The organism is Bhargavaea sp. GQ12 (assembly GCF_059758705.1).
In genome coordinates, this window is sequence record NZ_JCAXEU010000009.1 from 37,129 (window position 1) to 53,184 (window position 16,056).

17 protein-coding genes are annotated in these 16,056 nt (G+C 53.8%); 13 read left to right on the forward strand and 4 right to left on the reverse strand.

Annotation, left to right across the window (positions count from 1 at the left end; genetic code table 11):
* Positions 1-33: 33 nt before the first annotated feature.
* The gene (locus tag AC6CHQ_RS09750; RefSeq protein ID WP_251240061.1) at positions 34-714 is read right to left on the reverse strand and encodes a hypothetical protein; all 681 of its coding nucleotides are present in this window, start codon (positions 712-714) and stop codon (positions 34-36) included.
* Positions 701-1,243, reverse strand: coding sequence for a sigma-70 family RNA polymerase sigma factor (locus AC6CHQ_RS09755; protein ID WP_245744404.1), 543 nt, complete (start codon positions 1,241-1,243; stop codon positions 701-703). The genes AC6CHQ_RS09750 and AC6CHQ_RS09755 overlap by 14 nt, the downstream gene beginning before the upstream one ends.
* A gap of 168 nt (positions 1,244-1,411) precedes the next feature.
* Here AC6CHQ_RS09755 and AC6CHQ_RS09760 point away from each other — a divergent pair, with 168 nt between their 5' ends.
* Entirely contained in the window at positions 1,412-2,146 is a 735-nt protein-coding gene (locus tag AC6CHQ_RS09760) for a sulfite exporter TauE/SafE family protein (protein WP_092053491.1), read from the forward strand.
* Between the two features lie 87 nt (positions 2,147-2,233).
* On the opposite strand, the gene AC6CHQ_RS09765 is transcribed toward AC6CHQ_RS09760, so the two are convergent.
* Together AC6CHQ_RS09765 and AC6CHQ_RS09770 are read right to left on the reverse strand one after the other, a co-directional pair.
* The gene (locus tag AC6CHQ_RS09765) at positions 2,234-3,541 is read right to left on the reverse strand and encodes a helix-turn-helix domain-containing protein (protein WP_498081448.1); all 1,308 of its coding nucleotides are present in this window, start codon (positions 3,539-3,541) and stop codon (positions 2,234-2,236) included.
* Between the two features lie 220 nt (positions 3,542-3,761).
* Positions 3,762-3,905, reverse strand: coding sequence for a hypothetical protein (locus AC6CHQ_RS09770; RefSeq protein ID WP_498081449.1), 144 nt, complete (start codon positions 3,903-3,905; stop codon positions 3,762-3,764).
* A 237-nt stretch (positions 3,906-4,142) separates the two neighbouring features.
* On the opposite strand from AC6CHQ_RS09770, the gene AC6CHQ_RS09775 reads away from it, so the two are divergent.
* The 12 genes from AC6CHQ_RS09775 (at position 4,143) to AC6CHQ_RS09830 (ending at position 16,048) form a co-directional block, all read left to right on the forward strand.
* Positions 4,143-4,688 (forward strand): hypothetical protein, encoded by a 546-nt coding sequence (locus AC6CHQ_RS09775; protein WP_498081450.1) that lies wholly within the window; start codon positions 4,143-4,145, stop codon positions 4,686-4,688.
* 104 nt (positions 4,689-4,792) lie between these two features.
* On the forward strand, positions 4,793-4,972 hold the full coding sequence (locus tag AC6CHQ_RS09780) for a thiazolylpeptide-type bacteriocin (RefSeq protein WP_157294729.1): 180 nt from the start codon (positions 4,793-4,795) through the stop codon (positions 4,970-4,972).
* Between the two features lie 46 nt (positions 4,973-5,018).
* On the forward strand, positions 5,019-5,186 hold the full coding sequence (locus AC6CHQ_RS09785; RefSeq protein ID WP_082818747.1) for a thiazolylpeptide-type bacteriocin: 168 nt from the start codon (positions 5,019-5,021) through the stop codon (positions 5,184-5,186).
* A 79-nt stretch (positions 5,187-5,265) separates the two neighbouring features.
* Positions 5,266-6,282 carry a hypothetical protein gene (locus AC6CHQ_RS09790; RefSeq protein WP_498081451.1) on the forward strand — a complete coding sequence of 339 codons (1,017 nt, stop codon included), beginning with the start codon at positions 5,266-5,268 and terminating at the stop codon, positions 6,280-6,282.
* A complete protein-coding gene (locus AC6CHQ_RS09795) occupies positions 6,279-8,780 on the forward strand; it encodes a lanthionine biosynthesis protein (protein ID WP_498081452.1) in 2,502 nt (833 codons plus the stop codon). The genes AC6CHQ_RS09790 and AC6CHQ_RS09795 overlap by 4 nt, the downstream gene beginning before the upstream one ends.
* On the forward strand, positions 8,753-9,490 hold the full coding sequence (locus tag AC6CHQ_RS09800) for an ABC transporter ATP-binding protein (RefSeq protein ID WP_092053472.1): 738 nt from the start codon (positions 8,753-8,755) through the stop codon (positions 9,488-9,490). Before AC6CHQ_RS09795 ends, AC6CHQ_RS09800 begins: the two co-directional genes overlap by 28 nt.
* Positions 9,487-10,230 (forward strand): ABC transporter permease, encoded by a 744-nt coding sequence (locus AC6CHQ_RS09805; RefSeq protein WP_245744389.1) that lies wholly within the window; start codon positions 9,487-9,489, stop codon positions 10,228-10,230. Before AC6CHQ_RS09800 ends, AC6CHQ_RS09805 begins: the two co-directional genes overlap by 4 nt.
* A 14-nt stretch (positions 10,231-10,244) precedes the next feature.
* Positions 10,245-11,546 carry a hypothetical protein gene (locus AC6CHQ_RS09810; RefSeq protein ID WP_092053470.1) on the forward strand — a complete coding sequence of 434 codons (1,302 nt, stop codon included), beginning with the start codon at positions 10,245-10,247 and terminating at the stop codon, positions 11,544-11,546.
* Entirely contained in the window at positions 11,546-13,261 is a 1,716-nt protein-coding gene (locus AC6CHQ_RS09815) for a YcaO-like family protein (protein WP_092053464.1), read from the forward strand. Before AC6CHQ_RS09810 ends, AC6CHQ_RS09815 begins: the two co-directional genes overlap by 1 nt.
* The gene (locus tag AC6CHQ_RS09820; RefSeq protein WP_498081453.1) at positions 13,218-14,453 is read left to right on the forward strand and encodes a hypothetical protein; all 1,236 of its coding nucleotides are present in this window, start codon (positions 13,218-13,220) and stop codon (positions 14,451-14,453) included. Before AC6CHQ_RS09815 ends, AC6CHQ_RS09820 begins: the two co-directional genes overlap by 44 nt.
* 18 nt (positions 14,454-14,471) lie before the next feature.
* Positions 14,472-15,323, forward strand: a complete 852-nt coding sequence (locus AC6CHQ_RS09825) for a thiopeptide-type bacteriocin biosynthesis protein (RefSeq protein WP_092053455.1) — start codon at positions 14,472-14,474, stop codon at positions 15,321-15,323.
* Entirely contained in the window at positions 15,320-16,048 is a 729-nt protein-coding gene (locus AC6CHQ_RS09830) for a SagB/ThcOx family dehydrogenase (RefSeq protein ID WP_092053452.1), read from the forward strand. The genes AC6CHQ_RS09825 and AC6CHQ_RS09830 overlap by 4 nt, the downstream gene beginning before the upstream one ends.
* Positions 16,049-16,056 lie beyond the last annotated feature (8 nt).

Here is a 16,056-nt window from a genome sequence, read left to right on the forward strand (position 1 = left end):
TTTCAGGTCACGGGTGCTTTTGCATGAGCGGACTTATTCCGCAACACTTTCGGATCGGCCAATGGAGAAATAGCGCTCCGGCTTCATTACCCCGGCGTATCCTTCCAGGTCGAGGGTGAGGCCGGCCAGGTTCACCTTGTCCTCGCGGAAAACAGCAGATGGCAGGCTCGTTGTGAAAGAGTACGTTTCTCCCGGTGCCAGTTCCCGGTCGGAGAACAGGGAAGCACGGAATGGATTGCCCTGAATCTGATTGTTATCGTTCCGGTCGTAGCTCGCGTACAGCCGGAGGGCGACCAGACGGATAGAAGAACGGTTCACAATGGTGAATTCATAGCTGGTCGCCCGTTCGCTTCGGCTGATCTCACGGGAAGTCAGCTCAACGTTCTTAAGTTCTTCCCAAAGCCCGTCATCTGCCAGAACGGCGGTGGATTTCCCGGGACTGACCTCTGTGGGCGGAGAGGCCGGGTCCGGAGCGGCTGTTTCGGGGGATGCCGAGGGCTCTTCAGTCAGTTCCGGCATCAGGAATGAAGCCCCGAGAAGGAGGAACAGTGCGGTAGCAGCCGCTGCGACCACCCAATAGATCGGGCGGGCTTTCTGCTTTCTCTCCGTATTGATGGAATGGTAAAGCCTTTCTTCTTCACGTGCCGTGAACCGAATGTCACTGTTCACAGACTTCTTCAGCTCCGAAGAAACGCTGCGGTCAAACGGATCCATTCGTCTCGCTCCTTTCCAGTGAATGCTTCAGGGACTCCCGGCCCCGCTGCAGCCGGGTTTTGACGGTGCTGACGTTCAGTTCCAGAACCTCGGCGATCTCTGATACGCCCATCTCCTGATAGTAGTACAGGATTAGGATCTCCTTGTATTTCGCGGGGAGCGCGGAGATCCGGTCAATCATTTCCTGGGAGTGATGCCGGCCCATCAGCTTTTCTTCGGCGGAAGGGCCGGTTCTGAACAGGCCGATGACCGGCTTGTAGACCAGGTTGCGGAAACTCCATTTCCGATGATGGTCTTTGCACTTGTTGATGGTGATCCGGATCAGCCAGGTTTTATATTCGGATTCCTGCCGGAAGTTCCCCAGGTTCTTGTAGCAGCTGATAAACACTTCCTGGACAATGTCCTCGCACTCTGCACGGTCGTGGACATAGATGTAAGCAATCCGTTTCAGCTCGTCCGCATGCTGACGGACGAGGCTGTTGAACAGTTCACGGTGCCCCGCGCCGGTTTCAGCCTGACTGTGTGCCATGATGTCCAAGCGCTCACCTCCTTTTCAATGATTAGACGGATGCCAAAAGGTGCCGGACTCAAATCGTTTGATAAGAGTTACTTATATTAATGAATAATAACAATCTAATTTTCTTATCGATGATTTAGTCGTATACTTATATTACCAACTAAAGAGGGAGGTGCGGTGATGGAATACATCGGGCTGTTTTTTATCGGGCTCGTGGCGGTGACGATCGGGACGCTTGCCGGAGGCGGCGGGCTGATCACGTTGCCTGCGATGCTCCTGCTCGGCATACCGGTCCACGCCGCGGTCGGGGCGAGCAAGATTTCCAACACTGTCAGCTCGCTTTCGACATTCCTGACGGTCCTCCTGAAGAAGAAAATATCTTTTAGGGAACTGTACTGGATCATGCCGGTATCGCTTTCGGGCGGGTTAGCAGGCGGTTTTATCGCAAACGGGCTGAGCGAAGCGACGATGCTGGCAGTCGCATCGGTGCTGCTGGTCGTGGCGTTTATTTTCTCTTTCCTCTCGAAAGGGGACTTCAGCGGGGATGCCAAGCTCAAGCCAAGCAGGACCGCTGTTCCGAGCCTGTTCGGGGTAGGCATTTATGACGGCCTGTTCGGTCCCGGCCAGGCGACGATTCTCCTGCAGCTGTTCGGCCACCTGAACATTTCCTATATCCGGGCAATCGGATTTGTCCGTGTCGCCACGTTCTCCAGTGCGTTCGGAGCGGCGATCGGCTATATCACATCGGGCAACATCATCTGGCCGGTTGCCATTGCGCTCATGCTCGGCTCGCTGACCGGCGCGCGGGTCGGCGTGCATATCGCGGAGAGGATCAATCCACGTTTTGTTAAGCCGATCCTTCGCCTGGTCACGCTCCTGCTGATCGTCGAGATTGCAGCGGAGAACTTCCTATAACCTTGTACGGCCAAAAGCGCCAAGTCCCCCGGGGGCTTGGCGCTTTTGGGTGCAAACAAAAAGACCCGTGACCAGGATTGGGACGGATCAGTCTCTTTCAAGTGCAAGCCGGTAATACTTGGCGGCCATCTTGTATGCCCTGACTTCATAATAATGATCGGCCAGCTCTGTGCTGATTTCTTTTACGTCAACGGTGAAACTCCAGTCGGATGCCAGCTGGATGGCTTTCTGCATTTCTTTCTCGTATGCGGGTTCGTCACCCTTCACTTTGTGCAGATGTGCCTGTTTATGCAGAAGCAGGACTTTTGATCCCGGCAGGTCGTACTGTTCAGCAACGTCGAAAGCATGGTTCAGGTAATACTCCGTCCGTTCCCAGTTTTTCTGTTCGGCGTAGAGTTCTGCGAGTCTTGTCAGAACCGGAGTGGTGAATTTTTCGTTTTGGGCGAGTGTATCCAGTTCGAGGCTTTTTTCAAAATAGACAAGGGCTTGCTCGGCATCTCCCATCTTCTGATAGATTCTGCCGTAGTTATAGTCAATGACAGCCCGTTTGGTGAGTTTGGCATGACCGTCTGTTTCGTCGTCGGAGACAGACAAGTAGCCGAGCGCCTCGTCATCCAATTCATCCAGGTATTCAAGGGCGTTTTCAAATTCCCCCATCCTGTGGGCGATGATCGATAGTGTGGTCAGGCAATCCGCCACGCCTTTTTGATGATCCGTCTGGCGGAAGATGTCGAGTGCCTGGTTGCCGTAATGAAACGCGAGTTCCAGATCTGCGTCATCGTCGAGCTGTGTGCGGGTAAGTGCGAGGTTGAAGTAATTTCTCGCGCGGTCGATGCCGGGACAGTTTTCGTCCAGATGCTTCTCGATGATTTTCTCGTAACGGTAGGCTTTTTCAAATTGCTGTTTGGAATAATAGAAACGGGACAGTGCTCTGTAGTAGTCGAGTGCAACGTCACGGTCGTGGGGTTCAGGTTCTGAAGGCAGAAGGTTTTCAGAGCGCCGGACATATTCTTCTGCCTGGATGGCCGGGTTTTCCTGAGAAGAGGCATGTTCAATCAACATAGTGTAGATCTGGAAAAAAGTTTTGGGCGAGTGATTTTCAAGGGCGGTCATCCCGAGGAAAGATTGTGTCGAATCATCAAGCGGTGTTCCCTGTTTATAAGAGTCATAGATCTTGCCGACTTCCAGTTCAGCCTGCTCATTGTCCGATTCAAGTATCAATGAAGGCAATACGCCCAGTTTGTCGGCCACTTCCCTGATAAAACGCCCGGATGGCTTAACTTTTCCGCCTTCGATCCGGCTGATGTAAGTGACCGAACAGATTCCTTCCACCAATTCCGACTGTGTAAATCCTTTATGTATGCGGATTTGCCTTAACCGTTCTCCCACTTCCATTTTTCTGCCCCCCTCTTTGCAAAGCCATCTTAATAATATCTTCCCAAAAATGGAATCAGGAACTAAAGTATCAGTTTCGATGAACAAAAAAAAATTCCTCCACAATGGAAGGAATTGATCGGAAATGCTTAGCTTCATGGGTTACCTATCTCCTATTATATGAAAATCGGCTATGTCGGAAAAGGTAAATTTGAGCCATATCGCCCCCAAAGGCTCAGAATCAGAGAATCTGTTCGCCGCGGTCACCTTTGTCGAGGGGACTAATTTCGTTGTTGCCGTCACCAACTTCTATAGATGATATCCCAGGAAGAACCATTACCAGGACCATTGCGGCAACCAAAACCAGATCTTTTGCTTTTTTCATCGTACATTCCTCCCTGTTTTTTGTAACCTCATCGTAACCAAGAGGAAACGTTAAAGAGAAGAAGTAAAATTCAGTTAATTATCGACACATTCATGACGCAATTCAACCCAGGAATTTTAGTAAAGTCGTCATGCTTTCAGCCGGTTAACCGGCTGTTTTTTTGTGCCTGTTTTACTTATTGAGCTTTACTTTTAAACCGCCGTACGATTGGGCTACACCGAAAGGAGGTGACAACAGATGAACAAGGCAGCCGGACATCATCCGGAACTGGATGAAACGTGGCTGATTCCTTTTCGGATTTTCCGGAGTGATCAAGCGCCCGCTACACAGGATTCAGAAGAACCGATGCTTCATGTGAATACGCTGGCACAAATTCTGTACGAAGCGTTCCGCCGGAAAGAGGGGGAGTTCTGTGAGCTCACGCCCGGTGTCATCCTGTTCCGGGAGAGTGTGGTGGAAGGCCTGCCCGGTCCGGGCGTCTACATTCCGGATTTCCGGCAGGATGCATTCCGTCTGACGGACCGGATCGATGTCCGCCGAATCAGGCATCAGCTGGGCCCGTCCGGCCTGAAAGCGCCATTGGCCGTCGGTTACTTCCAAAACGGGAGTCACCCGGAAGAAGAGACTGTCAGGCTCCGGGGGAAGAGTGTGGATCTTGCACACGGGCTAAGCGCCGTGCTTTCTCTTCACGGGAACCTGACCGACTATCTGGACGCCGCCGGGCCGGATCATCCGGATCTGCCGCTGCTCAGCATTCAATGGATTGCGGAAGCGGGAGATTGATCGGACTTCCTGCATTCATTGAAAGGGGGAAACAGAACGCTTTTCAAGCAACAGAAGTCGGAAAGACCTGCTGTACCAACCATCAAACAAAAGGGGAGATACCAATGAACAAACCAGTGAACAACCAAACAAACGAACAGGCAAAGAAAGAATTCGAAGTAGATGTGGACTTCCTCGATCTGGACGAAGTAAGCGCAATTCCGGAAACGACGGCAAGCTCGGGCTCGACATCCTGCTCAGCCACATCGACTTGCGGATCGACTTCCTGCTGCGGATCCTGCTGAAACCGAACCCATAACCATTAAACCCAACTAAAAAGGAGAGATTCAGATGAACAACAAACCGGAAGAGCAAACGAAAAAGGAATTTGAAGTAGATGTTGATTTCCTCGACCTCGACGAAGTGAGCGCAATTCCTGAAACAACAGCAAGTTCAGGCTCGACTTCCTGTAGCGCTACGTCGACATGCGGTTCCACTTCCTGCTGCGGTTCTTGCTAAAGCTGCGGAAAACAGAACGAATAGCTGAGGGCTGCCTGCAACAGGCCCCGGCAAAATCATGAAGAAGGATGCGGATATCATGAAAGACGTGAAAATCTTCAACTTCAGCAAGGCGACGGATACCGCATTTGTCCGGACTGTCATTTTCAGGGCGCGGGATGTCGGGGTTCCTTACTACATCTCGCGATCCTGGGAATCCGGACCGCATCTTGCGGTGACCTTCGACGGTTCGGCAGAAGCTGTTGCCATCGAACAGTTTGCCTCCCGGGTGAGGCAGGCAGCAGAGGCGATTCAGCTGAATCCTGATGATGAACTGCAGGTCCGGGAACAATACCGGAAGATGGTGAACCGGATTGCCGTGCTGGAAAAGAAGGACGTTCCGGAAATGATGGCCGATCACGGGTCGGTGAGGGTGGAAGCGAACCGCTTCGATTACCACAACCCGGCTTTGACCCGGATCATCCATCAGATGCGATTTGAACTTCAGCCGGTGCTGGAGGAAGTGTTTTTCCGGCTGCACGAAGATGGTGAAGCGATGCCGGCACTCATGCCGCTGCTGTTCCATCACGTATCGGAAACTTATCGGGATGAGGGGAGAAACAAAGGGTACTTTTCGTTTATCTCTCACGTCCAGGGGTTCCTGGAACTGTCGGAAAAGCAAAACCTGCCTTATACCGAAGCTGATTTTGAAAAGCGGTTCCGGACACACGAACATGATATCGGCGCACTTGACGCGCAAGGCGATCCCCACATTGAACGCTGGAAGGAAGTGTGGGGAAAGATATCAGACTCGTACAAGGCCGAGATCCACCGGAATCTCGATGAAAGTTACCTGGACACCATCAGAAAGTCGGTGGCTGATCTGGATACCGGCTTCCAAAATGACTTTCATCAGCAGTTTGTCCGTTACTTCAGACAGACCGGGTTTTTGGCAGACATGGATGCCACCGCCTACCGGTTCATCGTCAATGTTCTGTATCTTTCCCTGCCCTTCCTGAAGGTAAGCGCGCTGAAAAAACAGCAGTTCATCTACATGGCATACCGATACACCGAAACAAAAAACGCCCGTACGTGGAGAGAGGAGATAGGGGTTTGAACTTCGAGGTACTGAAAAATCCGATTGTGCTATTTAGGGGCAGTGACATCCCGAAAACCTGGTATGAACAGATGCAGGAGCAATCCGCTCCGCTGCCCGCCCTGCATGATGCAGTGGAAGAGACCCGGCAGGACGCAGAAGAGGCCTCGGAACGGGCGGTCATCAGGCTGGAAGAGCTGTTCGCGGAAACCAAAAATCCGGATCTGCTCAACCTCAAGCGGGATCTGTTCAACCGAAGGCTCGAACGGCTGTCCAATGCCCTCGGGAAAAATCATCCGGAAGCGGCCCTGAAGGTTATCCATGACTATCTGGAAAGTGAAAATCACCATCAGACAGCGGTTGATGCGTTCAAAAATGCGTATCACTCTGCTGCCGAAGCTAACCGCGGAGCGCTGCAGGAGCATGCCGCCCACGAAGATCTGGCGAAATCCATCGCCTTCTTTAATGACACGATCTACGAAAAGCTGGAGAAATATCTGGACACAGATCATGCCGGCCACAACAAGAAACTGAGAAAACTCGATTTCTTCCTGCTCAAGCTGCTTGTCCGGGGCTCCATGAAGACGAGTCCGTTTTCCTACCTGACCAAGACCGGACTCGCCGGTGAGGGAAAGGAAACCTTTGAAAACACGAGCTTCTGCGAGATGAACCACTCCATCATCCTTAAAATCGTCCATGAGTTCCTTCGGACAGATGAGGCCGCACTCAGGAAGATTCCAGTAAAGGTGGAGAACTTCGGTGTCCGGGACGGCAAGGTCTACTATGTCAGCCAGCATAGCGTCAACCAATCCCAAAAGGTATTTGAGACCAGCGACAAATTCGTGGAATATCCGCTCCATCCCGGCCTGATCGGCTACCTGATGGAACAGAAAAAGCAGACTCTCACATACGGGGATTTCGCGGAACAGGCCGGACAGATTCCGGAGTACCGGGGGGAAGAGGAAGCCCTGTTCGCCAAGCTGATCCAGCTGAAGCTGCTTAGGCAGCAGGTCGATATCCCGAATAACCGGGGCATCCTGCAGTCTGTCCGCCGCCTGTTCGACACTTACGGCATCGGGGAAGGCGTGATTGGACAACTGGATGAATTGGATGCCGAGCTGAGGGCATTCGAAAAGAAAGGCGCCTTTGACCGGATTGCCCACTGGAAGCGGATCGGGGAACTCATCAGGCAGGCGCATCCTCAGTCCGGCAAGGAACTGATCTATGAAGACGTCATTTTCGGAAAGACCCGGCAGGATCTCGTCTCCTCCATCGTAGAGGAAGACTTTATGAAAGTGATCGGGGACTTTCTCCTGCTGTTCGATGTCAACGTCCGTGTGCAGTATGAAATCGGCCGCCTGTTCCATGAAGAGTATGGGGACGCGCCGCAGAAACTGACGGACAGCCGGCTGCTGAATCAGGTGTTTTTCAAGAACATCCATCATTTCTATCCGTACTACCAAAACCAGAGGTACCGGTACAGGGAGGCAGCGGCCGAGGAAATCGGGATTCTCGATGATCTGCGGGACGGGTTCCTGGATGAGTTCAGCCGGCTGATCGAAGAAAGCGGCGGCGGAGATGTGGACGCCGGAGAACTGATCCGTTCGTACAGTGAGCGGATTCCGGCAGCCATCAGACGCGATATCGACATTTCCTGCTCACTGTTCCTCCAATACGCAGACAAGGATACCGTCGTACTCAACGACGTGTATGACGGACATGAAAAATTCATCTCACGCTTCAAGGACTTTTTCGGAGAAGCCGCGGAAAACCGTGAATATGCGGACTACATCAATCGGGTTTTCCGCAACCGGAACTACTATGAAATCGATGAGCTTTTCGGGTTCAACGGGGGCATCCATGTCCGAAAAGACCTGAAGACGGCCAAGCTTGAAGTCGGATACCGGCAGTTCTCCAAAGACGGCGGCCAGCCGGTCAGCGACATCACCGTCCGGTATAACCCGAACACACGAAAAATCGAGTTCCTGGACAGCGACGGAAAGATTTGCCGGATCGTCTACAAATCCTCGCTCGTGCCGATTTTTCTGCCGGGGATCCTGTCCGTCATGCTGCATCTGTTCCAGTCGGGCAGGATGAACTTCGATATTACGGCTCTTCTGAAACCGTACCGGGAAGCGCCGCGGGTGACGATGGGCAATGTCGTCCTGTCGCGGAGAAAGTGGCAGCTGCAGACGGAGGAGCTGCGGGAGCTGATGAACGGAGCGGCCGACCCGGAAGAGCTGTATGCACGGGTGAACCGATACTTTGAGGAAAAAGCGCTGCCGAAACGATTTTTCCTCAAGTACTTCCGCAACGAAGGGGACTTTGTCGTGGAAAAGCCGATGTTCTTCGACGTATCCGTCCCGCTGTTGCTGAAGTTCTTCGCCAACGAGCTCAAAGACAACGCGTATATCGAGGAATTGCTGCCGGATCCGGAGATTCCGCTAAATGAATTCCTCGTCGAATACTCACTTGAAAAGGAGCGAAACACATGCCGAACATCATCGTCAAAGGCCTGAAAAAGGCATACGGGAACAAGCAGGTGCTGAAAGGATTGGATTTCACTGCGGAGCAGGGTGAAGTGATTGCGGTCATCGGAAAAAACGGAGCGGGGAAATCAACTTTCCTCGAGACCCTCATGATGATCCGGGACTTCGATGAAGGTACGGTCAACCTGTTCGGTAAGGATGTCGGATCACTCGGGGCAAAGGGCGTCCGTGAACTTAAAAAGGACCTGTCCATCGTCCTCCAGCCGACGAACTTCTATAAAAACCTGAGAGTAAAGGAACTGCTGGAATTGTTCCGGTCGTACTACGGCAAATCAGCCGACGTCAAGGCGACGATCCGGGATTTCGAGCTTCAGGAGCATCTGAAGACACCGTTTGATAAGCTGTCGGGCGGATGGAAGCAGCGCGTGGCGCTTGCCATCGCGTTCATGAGCTCCCCGAAACTCGTGATCCTGGATGAGCCGACAACCGGCCTGGATCCATACATGAGGGATGTGCTCTGGAAGAACATCATCCGGCACAACAAGGAACACAACGGGACGATTTTGCTTTCCACCCACTACATGGACGAAGTCGAACGGTATTGCGATAAGGTGATGCTCATTCACGAAGGGCAGTCCAACGTGTTTGATACGCCGGCCAACCTGCTGGCGAAAACAGGGCATACCTCCATCAATGATTTTTATCTGGACCGGATCGGTGAAAAGGAGGCAGTACGATGACGATGCTTGCAACCCAGCTGAAATATGACCTCATCATGTTCTTCCGGGAGATTTTCTACCTCGTCTTCACAGTGATCGTCCCGCCGGCCACCTACCTCTTCATGGGGCAGCTGTTCGGAGGGGAAACGTATGGCGGAGACCTGAGCTACGTCCAGTTCTATACGCCGTCCTTCATCATCCTGATCACGTTCTCCGTCGTGTTCTTCGCTTTCGGCTTTGACCAGGTGATGAACCGCTCGCTCGGAATCGAAAAGCGGATCAGCGTCTCGCCGGTCAATATGCGCACCATCTTGCTGTCGAACATTATCAAGTCGGTCATCATCACGTCGCTCGGCTTCATGCTCATCACATCCATCGGCATCGCGGTGTACAGCCTGAAGATCAGCCTGGCAGATTTCTTCTCCGCCTACGCCGTATTTATTCTGATCACTGCGGCACTGCTCACCATCTCGTCCGCGATCTACTCATTCTTTAAAGAGATGAAAAGTGCCCTCGTCTTCTCCATCGTCATTTTCCAGGTGGTCCTGTTCACTGCAGACTTCACAGTCCCGGTCGCACAAATGCCGCAGTTTGTACAGTGGATCGCAAACCTCAACCCGATCTATCACATCAATCACATCTTCATCGACGTATGGAACGGACTGTTTGTCCTGAACACCGAAACCACGATCTCGCTCGCGTACCTGACATTGCTGGTCTTTGTCTCGGTGCTGCTCGTCAGCCGCCGTGCAAAAGTTTAAGGGAGGAGAAACAGATGGCAATCCTGAAATATCGGTCCAATTGCCGGTTCCATTACCATAATGGAACCGTCATTTTTACAAGTGAATCCAAAAAGTTCAGCATCAGGGCGACGGAAGCCGTGTATGTGGAGATTCACCGGATGCTGGGAGAGCTCGCCGACGGGATGGACAGGCAGAAAATCACGGAGCGCTATCCTCACTTCGGCAAACTGGTCAGCCTGCTGGAAAATCAGGGACTCATTTATGAGATTGGGGAAACGCTTCTTCTGCAGCACAGGGACAAGGCCTACTTCCGGATGGTGGAAACGGAAGCGGTCGGCGTGGAAAGTGCGCTTGAAGGAATTTCAGAAGCCAAGGTCACCGTTTCTCCCGGCTTTTTCGCGGGTGGGGCACTAAGTGACCTGCTGTTTGCAAGCGGCCTTGCGGTCGGCATGGCGGGGAAAGACCTGGACAATGATATTACCGTCCTGTCAGGCGGGCAGACACTGGCGATCAATGTTGCGGTGAATCCGGCAGGAGAAGTGGCTGTCGCAGGCGCAGATCGGCAGATGATCCGTCACCTCGGTTCCGGGAAAGCCGGGAGTGAGACGGTTTCGGCTGAACTGCTCGCCCCTTTCCTGTTCTACAGTGTCATTCTGACAATCATCGGAAAAGCGCCTGAGGTATTTACCATCAATGAAGAGTTCGAAGTCGGACGGAAAACGCTATATGACCCGGCAGCCGGGCTTCCGGAAGAATTCAGGGCGGCCGGGGAAGACCCGATCGCCGGGCTGAACAAGGTGGAGCGGTTTATCGGCATGTACAGTTCACGGATCCTGTCGGTCAACAGGAACCCGGAGTATGACGACTACCGGCAGCTTCCGCTTCAGATTTTGACCATCCAGTATGCGGACAGTGCCGATAAGGTCCGAAGCCTCTATTACGCGGACATGGACTACGGCCGCCTGGCCTCTTTCGTATCCCGGACGGCGTTCCCGGAGATTCTCGGGCAGGCATACGGCAACAGGCCGGCAGCCTTGAGCAAAGCCGAAATTACCGTGGAAACTCCGGATTCGGATACCATCCGGCAATTGATCAAAGAAAAAGAGATGGATCTGGATTGGACGATCACCGGGCCTCTGTCCGGCAGATACACTGTCCGTATTCACGACAAAGATGCGGACATAACGGCAGCTTTCAAGATGCCGCTGGAGATCAGCGAGATTCCGGTCGCGCTCTACACCTATGTAAGCGCAAGGGAAAACGGCGTCGGTACAGAGGCCGCAGGTTTTAAAGTCACGGAGCACGCACAGCAACTGGCGGAGGTGAATGGATAATGGTCAATCTACTGGATCAATGGGAAGACGCGGCGGATCTGAAGGAAGGGGATCTTCCGGTCATTGCGACCCACCCGTTCATTTTTATCGGTCCCGTCAGGCAATCCGGAAGCTTCTGCCTGTCATGCCTGAAAAGCCGGATTGAAGAGATGGAACTGGCAGATCATTATTTGAACGGAGAGGATGCTAAGGAGCCGGACATGATCGAGCAGCGGCTTATCAGCTCCTATGCATGGATGCTGCAAAACGAGAAAACAGCGGACGGGCTGTTCGCCATAAACCGGAATACAAAAGAAGTCACGATGCTGGCTACCTACAAGCGCGGAGACTGTCCGGTCTGTTCCGGAGATGTCCCGGCAGCGGAGCAGCACCAAAAGCCCTCGGTGATGTTCAATCCTGATGATCCCCGTGAGCACCGGTGGGAAGACGTCAAGGCCCGCCTCCGCCGTCATAACAAAGTGATCCGCGGCAGCCGCCTGTCGATCGTCAACCGGGAAAGCCGGTCGGGCGACTCATATGGCCTGCCGATGGTGGAGACAGAAGTGCATCACAATGGCATATCTCTTCTGTCGTACGGCCGTACCGATACATATGGGAAGTCACGCCATACGTCGGTCCTCGAGTCCCTCGAGCGGTATGCGACGGCCTTTCCATACGGTCCGGCGGACGCCGTTCTGCGGGAAGGCGAAGACCCGCGAATCGGGCTGACTCTGACCGGGGTGATGGAATCGGCGGAGATGGAAATGGGGGCATACACCCCGGAAAAACAGATCCGATACCGGGAAGCCGAGGAACTCATCAGCGGAGAAATGCAGCTGATTCCGGAACAGATGATTTACTTTGATTCCCATCATGTGTCCGGGGAGCCCCGCTATCTGTTTGACAGTTCAAATGGCAGCGCGCTCGGGTCGACCGTGAATGAAGCCAGTCTGTTTGCGATGCTGGAACTGTTTGAGCGGGACGCCTTCCTCAGCACCTGGTACGGGCAGATTCCGCCAGTACGCATCAGGGAATCCTCGATCCGCTCAAAGACGCTGAAAAGCTATTTGGTCGCCCTGCAGAAAAAAGGGATCCGTGCCCATCTGTTCGATATCTCGATGGAGCTGAAGATCCCGACCATCTGGGTGCTCCTGGAGAAGGAAGACGCAGGGGAAGAGGATATGGCGTTTTATACCGCGGCGGCGTCCTCATTTGATCTGGAAGACGCGATTGAAAAGGCGCTGATCGAAGCGACCACGGCCATATCGGTGTTCCAGAATGTTTTCCGGAAACAGGAGTATCTGGAGAGGAAGGCGATGCTTCTGGACAATCCGGAGGCGGTAAGCCGGCTTGAAGATCATCTCCTTCTTTATTCCAACCGGGAGGCGGAGACCTATCTGCGGTTTGCGCTCAACACCCCCTACCAAAATACGATGGAAGAGCTGGAAGAGTCTTATACCCGTTTTAGCGGAAGGTATGAAGATGTCATCGGCCGGTTCCACGAAATCGTAAAAGGCCTTTCCGGGAAGGCATTCCGCGCGGTCACCAAAAACCCGAACCTCGACCGGATCGGCTTTGTCAATGTGAAGTACATCGTGCCGGAGATGCTGACGATGACGTTCGGGCACCAGAACCGGAGGATCATCCGCAGCCGTGTGGAGAAGGCAATCCGTCTGAAGGGGCGCGGGCATCTTGACGAAGAATGGCTCAAGCGTGTCCCGCACCCCTTCCCGTGAGGTGAGCACGATGGATGCGGCTTATCTGGACGCCTTTACTGACAGGCGGTTTGAACACTTTGCCCGGGGGGAGGTGTCGCCGGATCCGGACCGGATCGGAGCGGCTGTCCGGGCGGGACGGCCGTCACAGGCAGCGCCGCAGAAGGTGCGGATGATGCGGCTGGTCTACGAATACACGGAGAAGGTCCGCAGGGTCGACCTGGCGAGCCGCTATCCGTTCCATCCGCTTATACCGGGCGCAAGGAATATGAAGACCATCAAAATCCTGATCATGACGGAAGGGCGGATCCATGCCTATGACCCGTTCAGGGACCGCGTGGTGGACATCGGTCCGGCGGAGGGGACAGGAGACCGGGCCGTTCTCATGACGGATGACCGCAGATTGCAGCTGTATTACGGCGAGTTCTCCCGGATGCTGTCCGCCCTGAACGCCGGCCACGCCCTGTTCAATCTGGAGTTTGCCTTGCAGCAGGCGGGATGCGGGTACCGGTATGCACCGGCAGGCAGTTCTTCAGAAACGGATCACCTGTCCGGCATCCATATCCGCCCTCGTGCGGTTCTCCGCATCGGTCCGGGAGAAGCCAGTGCCGACAGGGAACTCGGGGCGGTGCCGGACGCGATGCTGTCCTCCCTGACGGAAAGGCATTTTACAGACCGTACGGCGGACCAGAGAGGGGAAGGGGACGTCTTTTTCCACCGGACACTGGACCAGCATCCGCTTAACGACCTGATGGAGCGGGCAGTTCCTGTGCTGGAAGAGGCCGGCATCAAGCTATTGGTCGCAGTGAACGATGTCAGAGGGATTGCGCCGGGTTACTACCGGCTGGAGGAAGGCCGACTCATTCACATCTGTCCGTTTGAAGGGGAGCGGGAGGATCAGCGGCTGCTATCGGAGTACCATGAGTTCTCGAATTTTCTCGGGTTTCAGTTCTGGATCTTTATGGCGTTTAGTAAAACGGACATCATGGCGGACGCCACGCCATTGTTCATGGAAATGGGCCGCCTGATGCAGTTTATTTCTGTTTCCATGGCCGGGGAAAATTGTGCGGTGCGTCCCTTGAAAAACGTTGATGACGCGTACGTCAGAAGAAAAACCAGTCTTCCGGACGACATGGCCATCGGCTACTCTGCCGTCGTGTTCCCGGATCGGAACCAGGCAGTGACGATCAAGGTTCCCGGCGGCGTTAAGTAAATAGAAGGAGGGGGAGACATGTGGCATTCGAAACACTTGTTTATTCATGATTTCGGGCTGATTGACCAGTTCCTCAGCGGTCATCTGTTCAGGGTGATCGATGCGGTAACACCGGATCAGTGGTTTTTTATCCGCTATTGGCAGGGAGGTCCGCATATCCGGCTCCGCTGCCGGTTTGAGGATCCCGTCAGAAAAAAGCGGTTTGACGCCTTGCTGTCAGACCGGCTGGAGGCATTCGGAAAGGACCATGCAGATCATCCCTTCAGGGAAGTCAGCTATGACAATCGGATCGTCGAACTGGAGGGTGTGAACAACCTGGAGGTGTATCCGAATTTCAGCATCCGGGATATCCCGTACGGGCCGGAGTGGGAACGCTACGGAGGGCAGGAGGCCATGGGCCACTCGGAGCAGCTGTTCCACAGATCGTCGGAGATGGCCAAAACGATCATAGATTCGCTTGAATGGCCGAAACGGTATGTGGTGGCGTTCGACCTGATGCAATACAGCTTCATGATCGCGGAAAAGATCGGCATGACCCGCTCGGAGGAGGATTTCTTCTCGGCTTACCACAGGGTCTGGGAATCGTTCGGTGCGGATGCGCGGCATGAGGCTGTCCGGAACGCGCTCCAAAAGCGACTGGAAAAGAACCGGTACAGGAGCGAGGTGCCGGAGGTATATCGGGATTATCTTGCAGACCTTGAATCCGCCATGCGACGGATCCTCGACATCCAAAACACGTACCGTGAGGAAGACGTCCATTACCTCATGGTGTCCCACATCCATATGCTGAACAACCGGCTCGGCATCTCCCCTGAAAATGAGCATTTCCTGTCGGGGATATTTTTGGCCAAGGGCGCCGCGGCGGTATGAGGCTTTGGGATTTCAAAGTCGGCTACGACCGTCTTTACCAGGACTATCATCGCCTGACAATCAATGATCCGGTTTATACGAGCATGCAGGTTTACAAGCACAGCGAACGGATTCCCGAGCCTGTTGAGGGGGAAGTCCTTCATCAGATGGACTATGTTCCTGATCGAACAAACGGCTTCGAGAATGCACTGATGCAGCGGCATACCTGGCCTTATCCGTTTCCGAACGAGCAGACCATCGACTTGCCGCTGATCGCCCGGTTTACCCAGCTTGCGTTTATCGGCCATGAACGAGAGGGAAGGGCCTATCCGTCCGGAGGTGCCCGCTACTATGTCCGGATTCATCTGCTGTTCAATGAAAATAGGGTGGAAGAATCCCTGGGAAGGTGGAATGTCTGCCAGGTGGATGCGGACCGGGGCCTCCTGGCCGGACGGAAAAGTGTCCCGTGGAGCCGGATCGAACAGGCATATATCCAGAAGGAAAGTGCGGCCACCGCACAGTTTGCCATTGCCCTTACGGCCGATCTGGACTCGATTGCCGCCAAGTATCCCGATATTTCCTACAAGCTGGTCCAGCAGGAAGCCGGGCATATCGGCCAGAACATCCAGCTCGTGGCGAATTACCTGGGAATCCGGTCGCTTCCGCTCGGCGGATTTTATGATGCGCCTCTCGGAACGATTATCGGAACAGGAGACGACGTGCTGTACTCATTCTTATTAGGGTAGGTGATTGG

Excerpts from the sequence above, each read along its gene's own strand:
- AC6CHQ_RS09810 (WP_092053470.1), top strand. The coding sequence starts at position 10,245 with ATGGCAATCCTGAAATATCGGTCCAATTGCCGGTTCCATTACCATAAT.
- AC6CHQ_RS09775 (WP_498081450.1), top strand. The coding sequence starts at position 4,143 with ATGAACAAGGCAGCCGGACATCATCCGGAACTGGATGAAACGTGGCTG.
- AC6CHQ_RS09750 (WP_251240061.1), bottom strand. The coding sequence starts at position 714 with ATGGATCCGTTTGACCGCAGCGTTTCTTCGGAGCTGAAGAAGTCTGTG.
- AC6CHQ_RS09790 (WP_498081451.1), top strand. The coding sequence starts at position 5,266 with ATGAAAGACGTGAAAATCTTCAACTTCAGCAAGGCGACGGATACCGCA.
- AC6CHQ_RS09755 (WP_245744404.1), bottom strand. The coding sequence starts at position 1,243 with ATGGCACACAGTCAGGCTGAAACCGGCGCGGGGCACCGTGAACTGTTC.
- AC6CHQ_RS09760 (WP_092053491.1), top strand. The coding sequence starts at position 1,412 with ATGGAATACATCGGGCTGTTTTTTATCGGGCTCGTGGCGGTGACGATC.
- AC6CHQ_RS09800 (WP_092053472.1), top strand. The coding sequence starts at position 8,753 with ATGCCGAACATCATCGTCAAAGGCCTGAAAAAGGCATACGGGAACAAG.
- AC6CHQ_RS09830 (WP_092053452.1), top strand. The coding sequence starts at position 15,320 with ATGAGGCTTTGGGATTTCAAAGTCGGCTACGACCGTCTTTACCAGGAC.
- AC6CHQ_RS09785 (WP_082818747.1), top strand. The coding sequence starts at position 5,019 with ATGAACAACAAACCGGAAGAGCAAACGAAAAAGGAATTTGAAGTAGAT.
- AC6CHQ_RS09815 (WP_092053464.1), top strand. The coding sequence starts at position 11,546 with ATGGTCAATCTACTGGATCAATGGGAAGACGCGGCGGATCTGAAGGAA.
- AC6CHQ_RS09825 (WP_092053455.1), top strand. The coding sequence starts at position 14,472 with ATGTGGCATTCGAAACACTTGTTTATTCATGATTTCGGGCTGATTGAC.
- AC6CHQ_RS09805 (WP_245744389.1), top strand. The coding sequence starts at position 9,487 with ATGACGATGCTTGCAACCCAGCTGAAATATGACCTCATCATGTTCTTC.
- AC6CHQ_RS09770 (WP_498081449.1), bottom strand. The coding sequence starts at position 3,905 with ATGAAAAAAGCAAAAGATCTGGTTTTGGTTGCCGCAATGGTCCTGGTA.
- AC6CHQ_RS09765 (WP_498081448.1), bottom strand. The coding sequence starts at position 3,541 with ATGGAAGTGGGAGAACGGTTAAGGCAAATCCGCATACATAAAGGATTT.
- AC6CHQ_RS09780 (WP_157294729.1), top strand. The coding sequence starts at position 4,793 with ATGAACAAACCAGTGAACAACCAAACAAACGAACAGGCAAAGAAAGAA.